Source organism: Corallococcus sp. RDP092CA, assembly GCF_041903675.1.
Classification (GTDB): Bacteria; Myxococcota; Myxococcia; order Myxococcales; family Myxococcaceae; genus Corallococcus.
This window is the reverse complement of the sequence record NZ_JAYESI010000010.1, coordinates 161108-176999: the sequence shown is the minus strand read 5'-3', so window position 1 is coordinate 176999 and position 15892 is coordinate 161108. Positions and strand designations below refer to the sequence as shown.

Annotated in this window: 15 protein-coding genes; 5 read left to right on the top strand and 10 right to left on the bottom strand. The window is 73.5% G+C overall.

Translation table 11 applies throughout. The annotated features are described in order from the left end of the window. Positions 1-2: 2 nt before the first annotated feature. The 3 genes from U8525_RS14025 to U8525_RS14015 are packed head-to-tail and all read right to left on the bottom strand — an operon-like array spanning position 3 to position 3490. Complete coding sequence (locus U8525_RS14025; protein ID WP_374265727.1) at positions 3-1841, bottom strand: GNAT family N-acetyltransferase; 1839 nt, start codon at positions 1839-1841, stop codon at positions 3-5. Positions 1842-1850: 9 nt separating this feature from the next. After that, positions 1851-2429 (bottom strand): TlpA family protein disulfide reductase, encoded by a 579-nt coding sequence (locus U8525_RS14020; protein ID WP_374265725.1) that lies wholly within the window; start codon positions 2427-2429, stop codon positions 1851-1853. Beyond that, positions 2426-3490 (bottom strand): CFI-box-CTERM domain-containing protein, encoded by a 1065-nt coding sequence (locus tag U8525_RS14015; protein WP_374265723.1) that lies wholly within the window; start codon positions 3488-3490, stop codon positions 2426-2428. The genes U8525_RS14020 and U8525_RS14015 overlap by 4 nt, the downstream gene beginning before the upstream one ends. Before the next feature lie 114 nt (positions 3491-3604). Between U8525_RS14015 and U8525_RS14010 the strand changes: the two genes are divergently transcribed. From U8525_RS14010 to U8525_RS14000, 3 genes are all read left to right on the top strand, one after another. Next, a complete protein-coding gene (locus tag U8525_RS14010; RefSeq protein WP_374265721.1) occupies positions 3605-3892 on the top strand; it encodes a hypothetical protein in 288 nt (95 codons plus the stop codon). A 114-nt stretch (positions 3893-4006) separates the two neighbouring features. Next, positions 4007-5242, top strand: a complete 1236-nt coding sequence (locus U8525_RS14005; protein WP_374265719.1) for a S1C family serine protease — start codon at positions 4007-4009, stop codon at positions 5240-5242. Positions 5243-5392: 150 nt separating this feature from the next. Next, positions 5393-5665 carry a vegetative protein gene (locus U8525_RS14000; protein WP_223636190.1) on the top strand — a complete coding sequence of 91 codons (273 nt, stop codon included), beginning with the start codon at positions 5393-5395 and terminating at the stop codon, positions 5663-5665. A 37-nt stretch (positions 5666-5702) separates the two neighbouring features. Here the strand turns inward: U8525_RS14000 and U8525_RS13995 are convergent, their stop codons facing one another. Then, on the bottom strand, positions 5703-6443 hold the full coding sequence (locus tag U8525_RS13995; RefSeq protein WP_374265717.1) for an RNA methyltransferase: 741 nt from the start codon (positions 6441-6443) through the stop codon (positions 5703-5705). A gap of 51 nt (positions 6444-6494) precedes the next feature. Between U8525_RS13995 and U8525_RS13990 the strand changes: the two genes are divergently transcribed. Together U8525_RS13990 and U8525_RS13985 are read left to right on the top strand one after the other, a co-directional pair. Further along, positions 6495-7085 carry a hypothetical protein gene (locus U8525_RS13990; protein ID WP_374265715.1) on the top strand — a complete coding sequence of 197 codons (591 nt, stop codon included), beginning with the start codon at positions 6495-6497 and terminating at the stop codon, positions 7083-7085. Between the two features lie 78 nt (positions 7086-7163). After that, positions 7164-8120, top strand: a complete 957-nt coding sequence (locus U8525_RS13985) for a phosphoribosylaminoimidazolesuccinocarboxamide synthase (protein WP_374265713.1) — start codon at positions 7164-7166, stop codon at positions 8118-8120. A gap of 22 nt (positions 8121-8142) precedes the next feature. Here U8525_RS13985 and purB read toward each other — a convergent pair whose 3' ends face one another. The 6 genes from purB to U8525_RS13955 all read right to left on the bottom strand — a co-directional run bounded on the left by purB (position 8143) and on the right by U8525_RS13955 (position 15800). Beyond that, on the bottom strand, positions 8143-9456 hold the full coding sequence (purB, locus tag U8525_RS13980; RefSeq protein WP_374265711.1) for an adenylosuccinate lyase: 1314 nt from the start codon (positions 9454-9456) through the stop codon (positions 8143-8145). Then, entirely contained in the window at positions 9453-10412 is a 960-nt protein-coding gene (locus tag U8525_RS13975) for an ABC transporter substrate-binding protein (RefSeq protein ID WP_374265709.1), read from the bottom strand. The genes purB and U8525_RS13975 overlap by 4 nt, the downstream gene beginning before the upstream one ends. After that, a complete protein-coding gene (locus tag U8525_RS13970) occupies positions 10409-13339 on the bottom strand; it encodes an SUMF1/EgtB/PvdO family nonheme iron enzyme (RefSeq protein WP_374265707.1) in 2931 nt (976 codons plus the stop codon). Before U8525_RS13970 ends, U8525_RS13975 begins: the two co-directional genes overlap by 4 nt. 111 nt (positions 13340-13450) lie before the next feature. Next, the gene (dut, locus tag U8525_RS13965) at positions 13451-13906 is read right to left on the bottom strand and encodes a dUTP diphosphatase (RefSeq protein ID WP_374265705.1); all 456 of its coding nucleotides are present in this window, start codon (positions 13904-13906) and stop codon (positions 13451-13453) included. A gap of 62 nt (positions 13907-13968) precedes the next feature. Continuing rightward, on the bottom strand, positions 13969-14979 hold the full coding sequence (locus tag U8525_RS13960; RefSeq protein ID WP_374265703.1) for a M23 family metallopeptidase: 1011 nt from the start codon (positions 14977-14979) through the stop codon (positions 13969-13971). A gap of 11 nt (positions 14980-14990) precedes the next feature. Further along, positions 14991-15800 (bottom strand): hypothetical protein, encoded by an 810-nt coding sequence (locus U8525_RS13955; protein WP_374265701.1) that lies wholly within the window; start codon positions 15798-15800, stop codon positions 14991-14993. Positions 15801-15892: the final 92 nt, after the last annotated feature.

The following is a 15892-nucleotide window of genomic DNA, read 5'->3' as shown; positions in this document are numbered from 1 at the left end:
GCTCAGCCCACGCCGCCGGACGGCGCCGGCCCCGCGAGCCGCGCCTCCACGAAGCGCCGGGTCGCGCTGAGCGCCGCGTCGATGCCGTCCGCGCGCGAGCCGCCTCCCCAGGCCACCTCCGGGGAGCCGCCGCCCTTGCCCTCCACGCAGGGCGCCGCCTGGGCCATGAGCTGGCCCGCGTCCACGCCCTGGCCGCGGAGCGCGTCGCTCGCGGCCGTCACCAGCACCACCTTGTCGCCGCGCGTGGCGGTGAGCACCACGCCCACGCTGCCCGCGGCCTGCCGCAGCGCCTCCACCAGCGCCTTGAGGTGCGGGGCCGGCAGCTCGCCCAGGTGCGCGGCGACGAGCACCGTCTCCCCCCACCGCGTCGCGTCCTGGAGCAGCTGCCGGGCCTGGTCCGCGGGGGGCACGCTCGCGGGCACCGGGGCCTGCGCGGGCTTGCGGCGAGCCTCCTGCTCCAGCCGCGTCAGCCGCTCGCGCAGGCCCACCACGCGAGGCATGGGCTGCGGCCAGTTGTGCAGGGTCTGCGACAGCGGCGAAAGCGCACGCAGCCGCGCCTCCCCCTCCAGCCGGGCCGCGGACTCCAGCGCCGCCTCCAGCGCGTCCACCTGCTCGCGCAGCGCCCGGGCCGCGTCGCGCGGCGTCTGGCCCGTGGGCGGCGTGAAGGGCAGCGTCAGCGGACCGAAGCCGACGGCGGCGTCCCCGTCGATCTTCTTCAGCATGGCGTTCGCGGCCGGCCGCACCCCGCCGTTGACGTAGCGCTGGAGCGTGCGCCACGCGTACCGGCGGAAGCCCGACAGGTGCTTCACGTGGAAGGCGCTCCAGCGGGGCACCGGCTGCGAGCCGCGCAGGCTCTTGAACGGATCCGCGCCCGGCCCCAGCTCGATGGTGAGCCCCACCTCCAGCGCGTCCTGCATGAGCCGGTGCACCAGCCCCCGGTACAGGCCCAGCTCCTGCGGCAGCGCCAGGTCGTAGCCGAACAGGGGGGACCACACGACGTCGTCGCTGACGTGCGTGGCGTAGAAGCCATCCACGCGCCCGTCCTTCACCGCGAGCTGGTACCGGAAGACTCCCTCGCGCAGCGTCCACGCGAAGAGCTCCTCCGTGAAGTCGAGCGAGGAGTGGTACTTGTCCGCGTTGAGCGACCGGTACAGCTCCCGCAGCCGCGGCGCGCAGCCGGGCAGCTCCCGCCCATCCACGATGCGGTAGCCCGCGGCCTCCAGGAGCCGCCCGTCGCGGCGCCGGTTCTCCCGCACCTGCCGGCTGACGTCCTGCGTGGGCAGCGTCATGCGCGTGTGCGCCGCGTAGACGAAGCCGTAGTCCCGCGCGGCCAGCGTGTTGAGCAGGGGCGACGCGCTCGCCGGGTTGATGGCGGGGAACACGATGGCGTGCTCCGGGAACCGCTCCACCAGGAAGGCGGTGAGGCGCTCCACCTGCGCCTCGTCCAGGCTCACGTGCAGGTTGCGCAGCACCAGCCAGTGGTCCACGTAGACGCACTTGTCGATGCGCGCCGCCTTCAGCATCGCGCCCAGCGTCCGCATGGCCCCGCGCATCACCACCGCGCGCGCCGCGCCGTACGCCTCCGCCGTCACGGCCGCCACCGGCAGGCCGATGTAGCGCACCCACGTGGAGTGCAGCGGGGAGTTATCGTACTCCGCCTCGTTGATGGCCAGCGGGATGCGCAGGTCGTCCATCGCCACCAGCCGCAGGGTGGTGCGGTCGGAGAGGAAGGCGGTGCTGCCGCGCTTCATCACCGGGACGAAGTAGTCGCGCGCGAGCCGCGCCCGCGACGTGTCAGGCCAGGAGCACGCGTCGACCGTGTCCGCGTCGTAGAGGGTCATGCCCCCACTCTAGCGCTTGAGCGCGCGCTCGATGCGGCGGCGCAGGCCGTCCTCGGACAGCATGCCGCGCTGCGCGTCGATGACCTTGCCGTCCCGGTCCAGGAAGTAGAGCGTGGGAAGCGCGTTCACCTGGAAGGCCCGCGCCACGGTGTCGTCCGCGTACACGACGTACGGGCGCAGCTCCGGCTGGAAGCGCTGGAGGAAGTAGTCCACCTCCTGCGGCGCCGTCGCGCCATCGTCCCGGCTGGCCGCCACGAAGACGAGCCCCTGGGACTCGTACTCCTTGGCCAGCTTCACCATGTAGGGCATCTCCTCGCGGCAGGGCGGGCACCACGTCGCCCAGAAGTCGAGCATCACCACCCGCCCCTTCAGGTCCGACAGCGCCAGCGAGCCGCCCCCGTGCTTCGTCAGCTGGAAGGCCGGCGGCGCCGCCCCGTCCGGGACCAGCCGCGCCCGCTGCGCCTCGCGCACGCCCAGGAACGCCAGGGCCGCCAGCCCCAGCACCGCCACCACCGACAGCGCTGACTTGGCCTTGTCCCCGCGCGCGCGCGGCGGCGGCGTGCCTTCCGTCCCGTCCTGCTGTGTCATCCGCGTTCCTTCCGTGTCAGGCGGCCGTGCACCCGCGTCAGGGCCCAGCGCACCCCGGCCCGCACCCGCGGCCGGCGCACCACCCACGCCGCCAGCGGCGGACCCCAGTGATAGTACCCGTCGATGAACCCCTGACCGAGCCGGCTCTTCCGGAGCACGTCGTCGCGGAAGGCCCGGAAGGCCACCAGCTCCGGCGCGCCCTCGCCGAAGGCCGCCGTCGCCACGAAGCACGAGGACGCGGGGCTCACCCACATCAGCTTGCCGTTGGTGAGGTTCACCACGACCTTCAGCTCCCGCTGCTCCGTGTAGAGGAACGCCAGGAGGTCGCGCCGGGCCGCCGGGAACTCCTGCCCGCCCGCCTCCTCGAAGTCGATGCGCGTGCTGACCGCGCTGCCCACCTCGTCCACCGTGAAGCGGTAGCGCTTGGAGCTGCTCCGGTGCTCCACCTCCAGCCCCTTCAGCTCGCCGAAGTAGGCCAGGAAGGGCACCCGGCACGCCGGGCAGACGAAGCGGTGGTACGCGTGCGTCGGGATGAAGGCGTAGTCCCCCATCCGCTTGCAGCCCGTGTTGGGGCACACCAGCTTCACGGTCGCCTGGGCCGCGTTGCGCGGGTCGTAGCGGGACACCCCCGTGCCCTTGTCGAACACCGGCGGCGGCCTCGGGGGCTGCCCCACCATCTGGCGCGTGGGGTGCGCCGCCCGCTCCAGCTCCTGGGCCCGGCGCCACGCCAGCTCCGCCGCCTCCAGCCGGCCGTCCGCGGTGTGCACCAGCGCCTCCGCGTGCGCGCCCAGGGCCGCCACCAGCCGGTCCACCAGCGGCGACACCGCCGGCTCGCGCGCCACCGCGTAGGCCTCCGCCAGCACCCACTCCATCTCCGGCAGCAGCGCCTGGGCCGCCTTGCGCGACGGGTCCTCCGCCCGCCGGTACACCGGGGGCTCCGGCAGTTTCGCGAACAAGGCGGAGGCCTGGGCCCGCACGCGCTCCAGCGCCGCGTCCCCGCGCCCCACGTCCAATCCCGCCGCCCGCGTCTGGGCGGCCCTGATGAGTTCTTCGGGCTGCAAGCGCGTGGACCTTAAGGGCCCACAAGGCCCCTGTCAGCGACTGCCACGGGCCCCGGTCAGGAAACTCGCCAGTCGCTCCGCGCCGATGTAAGATGACGTAGGAGGATGTGAATCATGGGCGTGTTGAAGTTCCTGGTCTGGACGACCTGCGCGGTGGGGCTGGGCGTCTTCCTGGCGCGGGGCAACGTGGACGGCCGCTCTCCGCTGGACCACCTGGAGCGCACCTGGAAGCGGTCGGTGAACCCTTCCACGCTGGACAAGGTGAAGGGCAGCGTGGAGGACGCGCTGGAGGACGCGAAGGGCGCCGTGTCCCAGAAGTCCGCCAACGCGGCGGGCCCGCGCGAGCGCATCACCGCCGAGGACCGGGCGGCCATCAACAACATCATCGCCAAGAAGAAGTAGGCCCCCCACCGCGGGGCCTGTTGCTGATCGCCCGGCGCCCCCTTCCCCCCGCCCGCCCCCGTGCCTACGTTGCGCCGGGGCAGCGGGTTGGACGGTGGTGGGAAGGCGGGGCCCATGGGTTGGAAGCGGGTCGGGGGCTGCATCAAGGTGGCGGCGCTGGCGTGCGCGCTGGGGACAGCGGGCAGCGCCGGGGCCCGCCCGCCCGGGAGGCTGTGGCTGGAGGCGCAGAACCGCGCCGTCTCCCGGCAGCACTCGAACATCAGCGACGTGGCCCGCAAGGCCATGCCGGCCGTGGTGTCCATCACCACGCGCCAGGACAGCGCGGACGTGCCCCCGGGCGAGGAGCCCCAGCGCGGCATCGGCTCCGGTTTCATCATCCATCCGGACGGCTACATCCTGACCAGCGCGCACGTGGTGGACGGGGCCTCGGAGGTCACCATCTCCATCCGCAGCGCGAACGGCTACGTGGAGGAGTTCCCCGCCACGGTGGTGGGCGAGGACGAGCGCACGGACTGCGCGCTCCTCAAGGTGGACGCGCCCCGGAAGCTGCCGGTGCTGAAGCTGGCGTCCGCGTCCCACGTGGGCATCGCGGACTGGGTGGTCGTCATCGGCAACCCGTTCGGGCTGGCGCACTCCGTGACGGTGGGCGTGGTGAGCTACGTGGGCCGCACGGACGTGACGCCCAACGGCCGCGACGGCGACTTCGACTACCTGCAGATGGACGCCTCCATCAACCCGGGCAACTCCGGCGGGCCGGTGCTGGACCTGCACGGCGACGTGGTGGCGGTGGCCAACGCCGTCAACGTGTCCGGCCAGGGCATCGGGTTCGCCATCCCCATCGACATCGCGAAGACGGTGATTCCGCAGCTCAAGGCCCACGGGCGCATGCGCCGCGGGTGGATGGGCATCAGCGTGCAGGACTTCTCCCCGGAGGTGGCGCAGGCCTTCAACCTGAACCCGCGCAGCCGGGGCGTGGTGGTGACGGACGTGGTGGAGGACGGCCCCGCGGCGCGCGCGGGCCTGCGCACCGGCGACATCATCCTGAACCTGGACCGGCTGTCCGTGGCGCGGGCGCACACGCTGCGCTGGCAGGTGGCCGCGCGCGGCGTGGGCCAGCAGGTCCGGCTGCAATTGCGCCGGCTGGGCCGCCCGCTGACGGTGAAGGTGAAGCTGGAGGAGCTGCCCTTCGTGGAGTCGCCGCCGTCCACGGTGGCCTCGGGGGGCGCGCCGAGCGAGCGGGCCGCCGGGGCGCGCTCCGTGCTGGAGGACCTGCTGTCCCCCGTGCCCCGCGACCGGCCCGGCCGCGCGGGCGGGCCCCGGGAGCGGGAGGACGGCCTGGCCGCCCCCTGACGGACGGGGCCTCCAGGGCCCTGGCGGGCCTCCAGCCTCCTTGCGTTCCGCGAAACCCGGCGATACACCGTGCGCCTTCACATCGTGGCGGATCCACCCCCAGGTGGCGCCGCGGGTCTTCAAGCATCGTTTCGCAGGAGAGTCCGTACCATGGCCGAGGCCACCCAGACGACGAAGCTCACCCATTGGCCGCGCACCGCCAAGGGCGGCGGTAAGAAGGCGTGCACGGTGGAGGGCTGCAAGCGCCCCTACCGCGCCAAGAGCTACTGCTTCTTCCACTTCAAGAAGTGGCGCCAGGGCGAGCTGCCCCACTCGCGCTACCGCGTGTGCTCCAAGCCGGAGTGCCGCGCCAAGGTCGGCCCCAAGGCCGGCCTGTGCGAGAAGCACTACGCCGAGACCTACAAGAAGGAAGCGGCGGCCTAGGTCGCCCCGGCTGTTCGCGTGGCGCCGGCCCTCCGCCTCACCCGCGGGAGGTCCCCGGCGCCACCGCGCGGCCCAGGTGCTTGAAGGCGTTGAGCCACAGCTCCGCCTCGCGCTGGGTCAGCCGCGCGCGCATCAACGTCCGCTCCAGCTCATGCAGCACGTGCTCCGGCGCCTGCGGGTTGAGGAAGTCCGCCGCCAGCATCGCCGCGCGCATGCGCCCGCTCAGCGCGTTGAGCGTCCCCAGCCGCGCGCCGGCCTCCTCTTCCGGCGGCGTCGCGGGCCCGGACGTCAGCCCCTGCCGGTGGCAGAGGTACAGGAGCACCGCGGAGGACTGCGCCAGGTTCATGGACGGCTGCACCTCCGACGTGGGGATGACGAGCAGGTCCTGGCAGTGGGTGAGGTCCTCGTCGGACAGCCCGCGCTGCTCTCCACCGAACAGGAGCGCCACCCGCCCCCGCGTGCTCTCCTCCGCCAGCCGGCGCGCCGCGTCCTCCGGCGTCAGCGGCGTGCGCTTCTCCACCTGGGTGCGCGACGTGGTGCCCACGACATACACACAGTCCTCCAGGGCCGCCTGGAGGTCCGGCGCGACGCGCATGCCGGCGAGGATGTGGCCCCCCTTCACGGCCATCTTCTGCGCGGCGCTGAAGTCCTGGACCACCGGCTCCGAGAGGACGAGACGTTCAAAACCGAAGTTCGCCATGACCCGGCAGACAGCCCCCAGGTTGTCGGGTGAACGGGTCTGATGAAGGACGACGGTCAGCTCCGCACCTGGACGCATGCACCCGAGTTTAGCTGGTGGTGCGTCCGCGTGATCGGTATATTCCCGCCGATGCGTCGCTGGGTCCCTGGCCTGCTCCTGTCGCTGTCACTGCTCACCACCGCGTGTGACGGCACGGGTGCGCCCGTGCGCTCCTCGCTCACGGCGCGGCAGGCGCTCAGCAGCACGCCGGAGGTGGTGGAGTTCGAGGCCCCGTCCGTCCGCCTGGAGCTCTTCCGGGACATCGCGCGCCAGTCGGAGCTACAGGCCGGCCAGTCCGCGCAGGGCGTGGCGCTCTTCCCCATCATCCAGGGCAACGAGTTCGTCGCGGCGCCGGGCTTCGACGCGCGCGCGGACCTGCTCCAGCCGCCGGACGCGGGCAGCGGCCTGCAGTTCGTCTTCGACGCGCGGACGGGCGACCGTTGGCCGGAGGACCGGCGGGAGAGCCTGCAGGGCCTGTCGGAGCGCGAGGCCGCGGAGCTGGTGGCGCGCACGCTGCTGGCGCTGTGGGACATCCAGCCGGAGGGCGCGGTGCGGGTGGACCGGGCCGCGGGCGCGCCGTACGCGGTCGCCTACGTGGACGGTATCCTGCGGATCAACCCGGCGTTCCTCTATCTGGCCACGGCCTACGGTCCTGCTTCCATGGCGGCGGGCCTCCAGTAGAGTCGCGCGCCTCATGAGCTGGCCCCGCTCCCGCCGCCTTCCGGCGGTCAGTGGCCGGGGCCGCGAGGCGCCTCCGACGTGAACACCTCCGCCCTCCACGCGCAACTCACCCACACCCTTCGTCAGACGGACCTGCCGTCGCTCGGCACGCCCTACAAGGGCAAGGTTCGCGACACGTACCGCAAGGGCGACACGCTCATCCTGGTGACGAGCGACCGCCTCTCCGCGTTCGACCACGTGCTCACCACCATCCCCTTCAAGGGCGAGGTGCTGAACCGCCTGGCGGCCTTCTGGTTCGACCGCACGAAGCACATCGTCCCCAACCACGTGCTGGACGTGCCGGACCCGAACGTCACCGTGGCCCGCGCCTGCCAGCCCTTCTCCGTGGAGGTGGTGGTGCGCGGCTACCTCACGGGCAGCCTGTGGCGCGACTACGAGAAGGGCACGCACACCGCCTACGGCGTCCCCTTCGCCGAAGGGCTGCGCAAGGACAGCGCGTTCGAGACCCCCATCCTCACGCCGTCCACCAAGGCCGAGTACGGCCAGCACGACGAGCCCATCTCCGAGGCGGAGCTCCTGTCGCGAGGGCTGGCCACGCCGCGCGACTGGGCCCGCATCACGGAGGCCGCCCGGGGCCTGTTCCTCGAGGGCCAGAAGTGGGCGCGCACGCGCGGCCTCATCCTGGTGGATACGAAGTACGAGTTCGGGAAGGTCGGCGACGAGCTCTACGTCATCGACGAGATGCACACCCCGGACTCCAGCCGCTACTGGGTGGCGGACGAGTACGCGTCACGCTTCGCCAAGGGCGAGGACCAGAAGATGTTGGACAAGGAGAACATCCGCCAGTGGCTCATCCGCGAGCGGAACTTCTCCGGCCACGGCGCGGTGCCCGCCATCCCGGACGACGTGCGCGTGGACCTGGCCACCAAGTACGTGGCCGCCTACGAGCGCATCACCGGCACGTCCCTCGCGCTGACGCCCGGGGACGTGCACTCCCGCATCGAGGGGCACCTGCGGGCGAAGGGCTACCTCTAGCCCCCTCGCCCCTGGGGCCGCGCTAGCTGGCGCGGCCGAAGACGCGCTGGAACACCGCGTCCATCTGGCGCGTGTGGTAGCCCGGGGAGAAGCAGTCGGAGACCTCCTCGGGCGTCATCATCTTGAGCAGGTCCGCGTCGTTGAGCAGGGCCTGCCGGAAGTCCACGCCCTCCTCGAACATCTTCATCGCGTTGCGCTGGACGACGACGTACGCGGCCTGCCGGTCCATGCCCTTGCGCGCGAGCTCCAGGAGCAGGCGCTGCGAGTTCACCACGCCGCCCAGCAGGTCCAGGTTCTTCCGCATCTGCTCCGGGTAGACGCGCATGTTCTCCACCAGGCCCGCGAAGCGGTGGAGCATGAAGTCCAGCAGGATGGTGGCGTCCGGCCCGATCACGCGCTCCACGGACGAGTGCGAGATGTCCCGCTCGTGCCACAGCGCCACGTCCTCCATGGCGCTCACCGCGTAGCCGCGAAGCAGGCGCGCGAGGCCCGTGAGGTTCTCCGACAGGATGGGGTTGCGCTTGTGCGGCATGGCGCTGCTGCCCTTCTGTCCCGGCGTGAAGGGCTCCTCCGCCTCGCGCACCTCCGTGCGCTGGAGGTGGCGGATCTCCACGGCGAACTTCTCCAGGCTCGCGCCCACCAGGGCGATGGCGGTGAAGAACTCCGCGTGCCGGTCGCGCTGCACCACCTGGCTGGAGGCGGGCGCGGGCTGGAGGCCCAGCTTCTGGCAGACGTGCTCCTCCACCGACGGCGGCAGGTGCGCGAACGTGCCCACCGCGCCGGAGATCTTGCCCACGGCGATGGTGTCGCGCGCGTGCAGCAGGCGCGCGCGGCCCCGGCGCAGCTCGTCGTACCAGATGGCCAGCTTGTGCCCGAAGGTGATGGGCTCCGCGTGGATGCCGTGGCTGCGGCCCATCTGCAGCGTGTGCTTGTGCTCGAAGGCGCGCTTCTCCACCGCGGCCATCACGCGGTCCAGGCCCTTGAGCAGCAGGTCCAGGGCGTCGCGCAGGGTGAGCCCCAGCGACGTGTCCAGCACGTCCGACGACGTCATGCCCAGGTGCAGCCAGCGGGCGCTGGGCCCCACGCGCTCCTCCACGAAGGTGAGGAAGGCGATGACGTCGTGCTTGGTGGTGCGTTCGATCTCCTCGATGCGCGCGGCGTCCGCCTCGGTGAAGTCACCGGCGCGGGCGAGGCAGTCCTCCAGCGCGTCCTTGGGGGCGAGGCCTTGCGCGACCATGCCCTCCAGCGCGGCGAGCTCCACGTCGCGCCAGCGGCGGTAGCGGGCGACGTCGGACCAGAGGGCGGCCATTTCGGGACGGCTGTAGCGTGGAATCACTCGTAGACCTTCACGGCAAAGTCCCGGCGCGCCGCGAACCGGAGCACTTCCAGCGCGACGTCACAGGACGGACCTGACTTCTTCGCGGCGGTGAGGTTGAACGAGAGGTCCAGGCCTTCGGGCCGCGCCACCGCCAGCGCGCCGGGGTCGACCTTCTCGAGGAGGATCCTGTTCGCCAGCCGCCCTGCCTGCTGACCGAGCGCCACCGGGGCCGGCGTGAGGGCCAGCGTCGCCCCCTCCTTCACCTGGCTGGCCGTGAGCGCCACCAGCGGCACCTTGCGGGAGGTGCTGAAGGCGATGAGCGCCTGGACGACGGAGGCGTTGCCCACGGTCTTGTCCGCAACCATCAAGAGGCCGTCGACCTTCCCCGCCGCGCCCTCCAGCACCTCGCCCACCCGCTCCTGCGCCTCCACGGCCAGCGGGACGATGGTGAGCCCCTGGGCCGAGCCAGCGGAGCGGGCCTGCGCCACCGCGCCCGCCGAGGAGCGCGGGTCGTGCAGGATGCCCACCCGCTTCGCGCCCGGAGCCACGGCCTTGAGCGCGGCCAGCTCCGGCCCGAAGTCGCTGGTGAGCGCGATGCCGGTGACGTTGGACGCCTCCAGGCCGTACTTCTCGTGGTACGGCACCATGGCGAAGAGCACGGGAATGCCCTCGCCCAGCGAGCGGCGCGCGGCGTTGGCCGCCAGCGGGCCCAGCGCGAGCACCAGCGCGGGCTTCTGCGCCGCCAGCGACTTGAAGACGCGCGCGGCCTCCGTGGGGCTCTCCTCCAGGGTCAGCTCGGTGACGTCCGCGCGGACCTCGGACATGAAGCCGGCGAGGAAGGAGGCGTACGGCGCCAGGCTCGAGGACTTCACGGCCACGACGCGCGGCCGGGCAGGACTGCGCTGCGAGGCCTGCGCGAGGGCGACAGCGGGCAGGAGGAGCGTGAGGAGCGCGAGCCTCCGGAGGGTCGTCATTGCGGCACGTTCTGGCAGCAGCGGAAGCCCACGTTCGCGAACTTCGACGTGGGGCCGCTCCGGCGGCGCGCGGAGCACCGGCCAGTGTCGCCGGGGGTGTCGAAGGCGCCACCCTTGATGAGCCGCTCGTCGGTATTGGAGAAGTTGGAGGCGGTCCACTCGGCGGCGTTGCCGGACAGGTCCGCCACGCCGTAGGCGGAGCGGCAGGACGGGAAGGCCCCGGCGGGCGCCAGGGTGGGCGCGGCGGCCGCGCCCGTCGCGCCGGTGTTGCAGGCCGCCTGGGCCTGCTCTTCACCGGAGGAGAAGCGCGCGTTGCCGGGGCCCTTGCAGGCCTTCTCCCACTCCTCCTCCGAGCACAGCCGCTTGCCGAGGTCGTCGCAGGCGGTCTTCGCCGCGAGCCACGTCACGTTGACGCGAGGCTTCTTGCCGGCCTGGTTGGGGAACTCGAACTCGTCGATGCAGAACGAGTCCACCATGACGCTGTCCATGGGCACCTCATCGGCGGCGCCGGCCCCCTCCAGCTCCTCCGGGGACGTGCCCTTCTTGAAGCTGCCGCCGCTCACCGGCCGCATGCCGTCCGGACAGCGGATCGTGTCGAGGAGCCCGCCCGTCGCGGCGGACGGCGCGGGCGTCACGGGGGCGGGGCCGTTCTTCGCGGCCTGGGCCTGGCGCAGGCGCAGGTAGAGGTAGCCCCCCCCCGCGCCCAGCACGACGCCGGCCACCGCGAGGATGACCATCCACACCATCGAGCTGGGGCCGGAGCGGGCCGGCTTCGCCTGCGTGGCGCGAGTCGTGGGGAGCGTGTGCAGGCCGGAGGTCTCGGGCGGCAGACGGCGCACTCCGGAGCGGACCCCCGACACGTCGGGAGGGGGCTCGCCCCTGCGGGAGCGTCCGCCCGTGGACGTGGAGCTCTCACCGTGAGCGCTGGAGGCGCGGCCCGCGCCCTGAGCCGCCGAGGCCCGTGAGGCCCGAGGACCGGACGGCTCCGCCCCGCGAGAGCCCCCGGACGGCGCCGCGCCCGAGGCCCGCGAGCCGCGGCCACCGCGGCTGGTGGAACGAGACGCCGAAGACTCGTCGTCGTCGGAGCCCCGGCTGGCGGCCTCCGCGTTGCGATGGCTGGGGCGGCTGTCGGAGGCCTCACCGCCACGACCGGAGCGCCCTTCGCTCACCGAGGCTTCACCGCGACCGTTGGAGCGAGCATCGCCCGAGGACGCCTCGCCGCGCCCCGAGCGCCCCTCGCCGGAAGCGGCTTCACCGCGCCCGTTGGAGCGGAGGTCGCCCGAGGACGCCTCACCGCGACTGGAGCGCGCATCGCCGGACGCGGCCTCGCCACGGCCATTGGAGCGGAGGTCGCCAGACGCGGTCTCGCCACGGCCATTGGAGCGGAGGTCGCCAGACGAGGTCTCGCCGCGACCGCTGGAGCGGACCTCCGCATCCGCGCCGCCGCGGCCCTGGGACCGCGCCTCGGACGCGCCGTCCGCGGAGCGGGCGCCACGGGGCTCCGCCGGGAACGAAGGCTCCTCCGCCTTCGCGAAGATGCGCATCACCGGCTCGGCGGCCCTGGCCGGGGCGGCGCGCGGCTCATCCGGCGCGCGCGAGGCCGCGCGGACCTCCTGCTGCGTCGCCGCGTCGGCCCCCTGCCCCGGGAGCCGCGGCGTCGAGGCCGCTTCCGCGCCCTTGCGGCTTGGCGACGCCACCGCGCGCATCTCCTGCTGCGTCGCCGCGTCGGACACGGAGCGCGCCTCCGGCCCCGTGATGTAGTCCAGCGCCTTCGCGTTCGACCCCAGGATGGCCGCCAGCGTCGCCGCGTCCAGCGGCTGCGTCGCATCCGGAGGCGGCTCGTCCTCCACCGCGGGGACGGGCGCGGCCGGCGTGGGCGCGCTCGCCACCGGCAACATGCCCGTGGGCACCGGCGGCAGCGGCTTGCTCGCGGCGCGCGCGGCCACCGCCGCCTGCGACAGCGCGCCCGCCGCGGGCACCGCGCGCTGCCTCGACGCCGCGGCCGGGTGCCGCTGCACCAGCGCCGCGAACTCCGCGTGCAGCTCACCGCCCGACTTCGGACGGGCCAGCGGGTTCACGTTGAGCGCGCGCCGGTAGAGGGACTCGAACGCGGGCGGCAGGTCCGGATGCCGCACCGACACCTCGGGCACCCCGCCGTCCTCCGGCAGGAGGCCCGTCACCAGCTCTCCCATCAGCACGCCCAGCGAGTACACATCCATGCGCGTGTCCAGCTCCGCGCCATTCACGTACTCGGGGGCGATGTACGCCGCCGCCCGGTGCCCCTTCTGCGCCTGCGCGAAGGGCAGGTGCGGCACCGCGAGCCCCAGCCCATAGTCCGACACCTTCAGCATGTCCGGCAGGACGAAGACGTTCTCCGGCTTCAGGTTCGAGTGCGGCCCGAAGCGGTGCGCCCCGTCCAGCGCCGCCGCCATCTGCGCCAGCAGCGGCTCCACTTCCTTCAGCGAGAACAGCTGCCCCTTCGCCGCGCGCTGCTCCATCATCCGGCGCAGGGTGATGCCCTCCAGCAGCTGCATCGTGAAGAAGGGCCGGTCCCCGTCCACGCCCTCCTCGTACACGCGCACCAGGTTGGGCTGGTTGAGCTTCTTGCCCACCCGCATGGACAGCGCGAACTGCGTGCGCTCCTCGGGCTGCTGCACCAGCCGGGGCTGGATGACCTTCAGCGCCACCTCCACGTCGATGGCCTGGTCCTGCGCGCGGAAGACGAAGCCCAGCGGCCCGGCCCCCACCACCTCCTGGATGGCGTAGCGGTCCGCGACGACGTCGCCGGGCTTGTACGGCGCGCCCTCCGTGCCCTTGCGGCGCGCAGCCCCCGCCGCCTGACGCGCGGCCGCGTCGAACTTCTGGCCACACGTGGCGCAGGTTTCACTCGTATCGGGGACATGGCTGCCGCAGCGGTAGCAGAGCAAAGCAGTGAAACTCCAGAACGGGGCCGCGGGGGGCGACCTCCCCGGCGGACGACCGGGGCCCCCATTCTGCCCGCTCCCAGGCCATTGAGGAACGACGTTGCGCGCCGGGCCCTAGCGGCCCGTGGACCCGAAACCTCCGTCACCCCGGGAAGTCGCCTCCAGCACCTCCACCTCCCACAGCGCCGTGGCCGTCACCGGGGCCACCACCAGCTGGGCCACCCGGTCCCCCCGACGCAGGGTGAAGGGGGTGTTGGACAGGTTGATGAGAATCACCTGCACCTCCCCCCGGTAGTCCGCGTCCACCGTCCCGGGGGAGTTGAGGCACGTCACCCCATGTCGCAGCGCCAGCCCCGAGCGCGGCCGCACCTGGCCCTCGAAGCCCGGCGGGAGCGCGAAGGCCAGCCCCGTGGGCACCGCCATCCGCTCCAGGGGTTGGAGCACCCGCTCGCCGTCGATGTCCGCCCGCAGGTCCAGCCCGGCGGCCAGCTCCGTTTCGTGGCGAGGCAGGGGCAGCGGGTCCGGATGCGAGCGCACCCGGCGCACGGGGACAGTCAGCCTGGCGTCCATGCCTCCCGCCGTAGCACGCACCCGGGTCCCCCTCTACTTCCTGGCGCCGACCTCCAGGGTCGTCACAGCTCGGTCGCGCCGTCCGCCATGCGCAGGGCGGTGCGGAACCCGAACGGGTCCACGGGCCGCGCGGCCAGCTCCAGCTGGTAGTGCAGGTGCGGTCCGGTGGACCGGCCGGTGCTGCCCGACAGCGCGATGGCCTGGCCCTTCTCCACCCGCGTGCCCGCCTTCACCAGCAGCTCGGAGTTGTGGCAGTACGCCGTCGTCACCCCCCGCCCGTGGTCCAGCACCAGCACGCGGCCGTTGACGGAGTCCTCGCTCGCGCGGCGCACCACGCCCGCGGCCACGGCCGTCACCGTCGTGCCCGAGCGCACCGCCAGGTCCACCCCCGTGTGCATCCGGCGCGTGCGCAGCGTGGGGTGGACGCGGTAGCCGAAGGGGCTCGTCACCGGAGCGCGCTCCGACACGGGCCACCCGAGCCTCAGCGCCGTGGACAGCGCCAGCGCCTGCGCCGCGCCCACGGAGGAGCCCTCGAAGCCCGGGGGCAGCTGCTTCGCGAGGCGCTCCAGGTCGAGCGCCCCCCCCTCCGCGCCCACCCGCTCCAGCGCGAAGCGCGCGGGCACCCGCCCGGCGAACACCGCCGTCACCCGCGCCTCCTCCGAAGGGAAGTCCGCCGCGAGCGCGTCCAGGAGCCGCCGCGTCGCCGCCGGCCCTTGCGCCGGGTCCACCAACGTCTCCGGGGCGATGCCCACCTCTCGGGCCAGCGCGAGCGCGGGCTCGCGGGCCTTCGGGTCCAGGGCCCTCAGCGCGGAGTGCGTCCCCCACGCCAGCGCCTCCACGCCGGTGGGCACGCGCGTGGCCAGCGCGGCGGGCAGCGCATCCGGCACGGGCACCGCCGTGCCGCTCACCCCGTCGTAGTACGCGAGCAGCGGCCGGGCGCTGGTGCGCGTGTGGAAGGCCCAGACCCCCGCGCGCCGCAGGAGCGCGCCCGCGGGCGTGTGGTGGTACGCGCACCACACGCACAGGAGCGCGAAGGTGAAGTCCAGGAGCCCGCGGGCGCGTCGAGCGAACATGCGTCGGGGCCTCAGCGAAGGAAGGACAGCACCGGGGCCGCGTCCCACGCCGCCGCCAGTCCCAGGGGCGCCACCACGAGGCACCCCACGAGCCCGCGAGTCCAGGCCCGCCGGGAGCCCACCGCTTCACACGCCGCGTCCGCGTGCTGGAGGTTGCGCAGCACCGCGCGCCACCCGAGCGACACGGCCACACCGCCCAGCGCCGCCACCGCCAGGCCCCGGGCCGCCCAGTCCGCGGCGACGTCGCCGAACAGCGGCCGCCACGACAGGTACACCGTCCCCTGGACGAGCCGCGCCACCGTGCACGCCCCCGCGAGCACCACGCCCGCGGTGGCCAGGGGCCGCACCCACCGCATGGGCGTGGGCCGCCGCAGACAGCGCCGCAGCAGCGCCTTCCACGACGAGGACGAGGACGAGGACGAGGACGAGGAAGCCGTCACGGGACGCCAGGGCTCCACGGGCCGGGCCGCGTCGGTCTCGCGATAGCCCAGCGCGGGCAGCGCCAGGAGCAGGTCCGCCGCCAGCTCCCAGCACAGGGCCAGGGCCCGCGCCAGCCGGGTGCGCGTCTCCAGCGACACCCAGTCCACCAGGGACGCGAGCGAGGGGAACTGGCCCACCCACGCATCGAACGCGGAGTCCAGCCGGTCCACCGCCGTGAGCAGCCGGTCATCCAGCGTATCGGCCGCCGCGTGCACGCCCACCGCGACCAGCGCGAGCAGCCCCAGCGGCATGAACGCCCAGCGGAACGCCCCCAGGAACCGGGAGACATCCGTGAGGAAGCTGCTCGAGGGCTCCGAGGAGCTGGATGGGTGGACCGGCATGGAGCCTCCGGGGCGGTCCCCCATCAACGCGGGAGCCCCTCTCCGGGTTTTAAGCCGCCAGCCCCCGGGGACGAAAACGACGACGCCCCGCC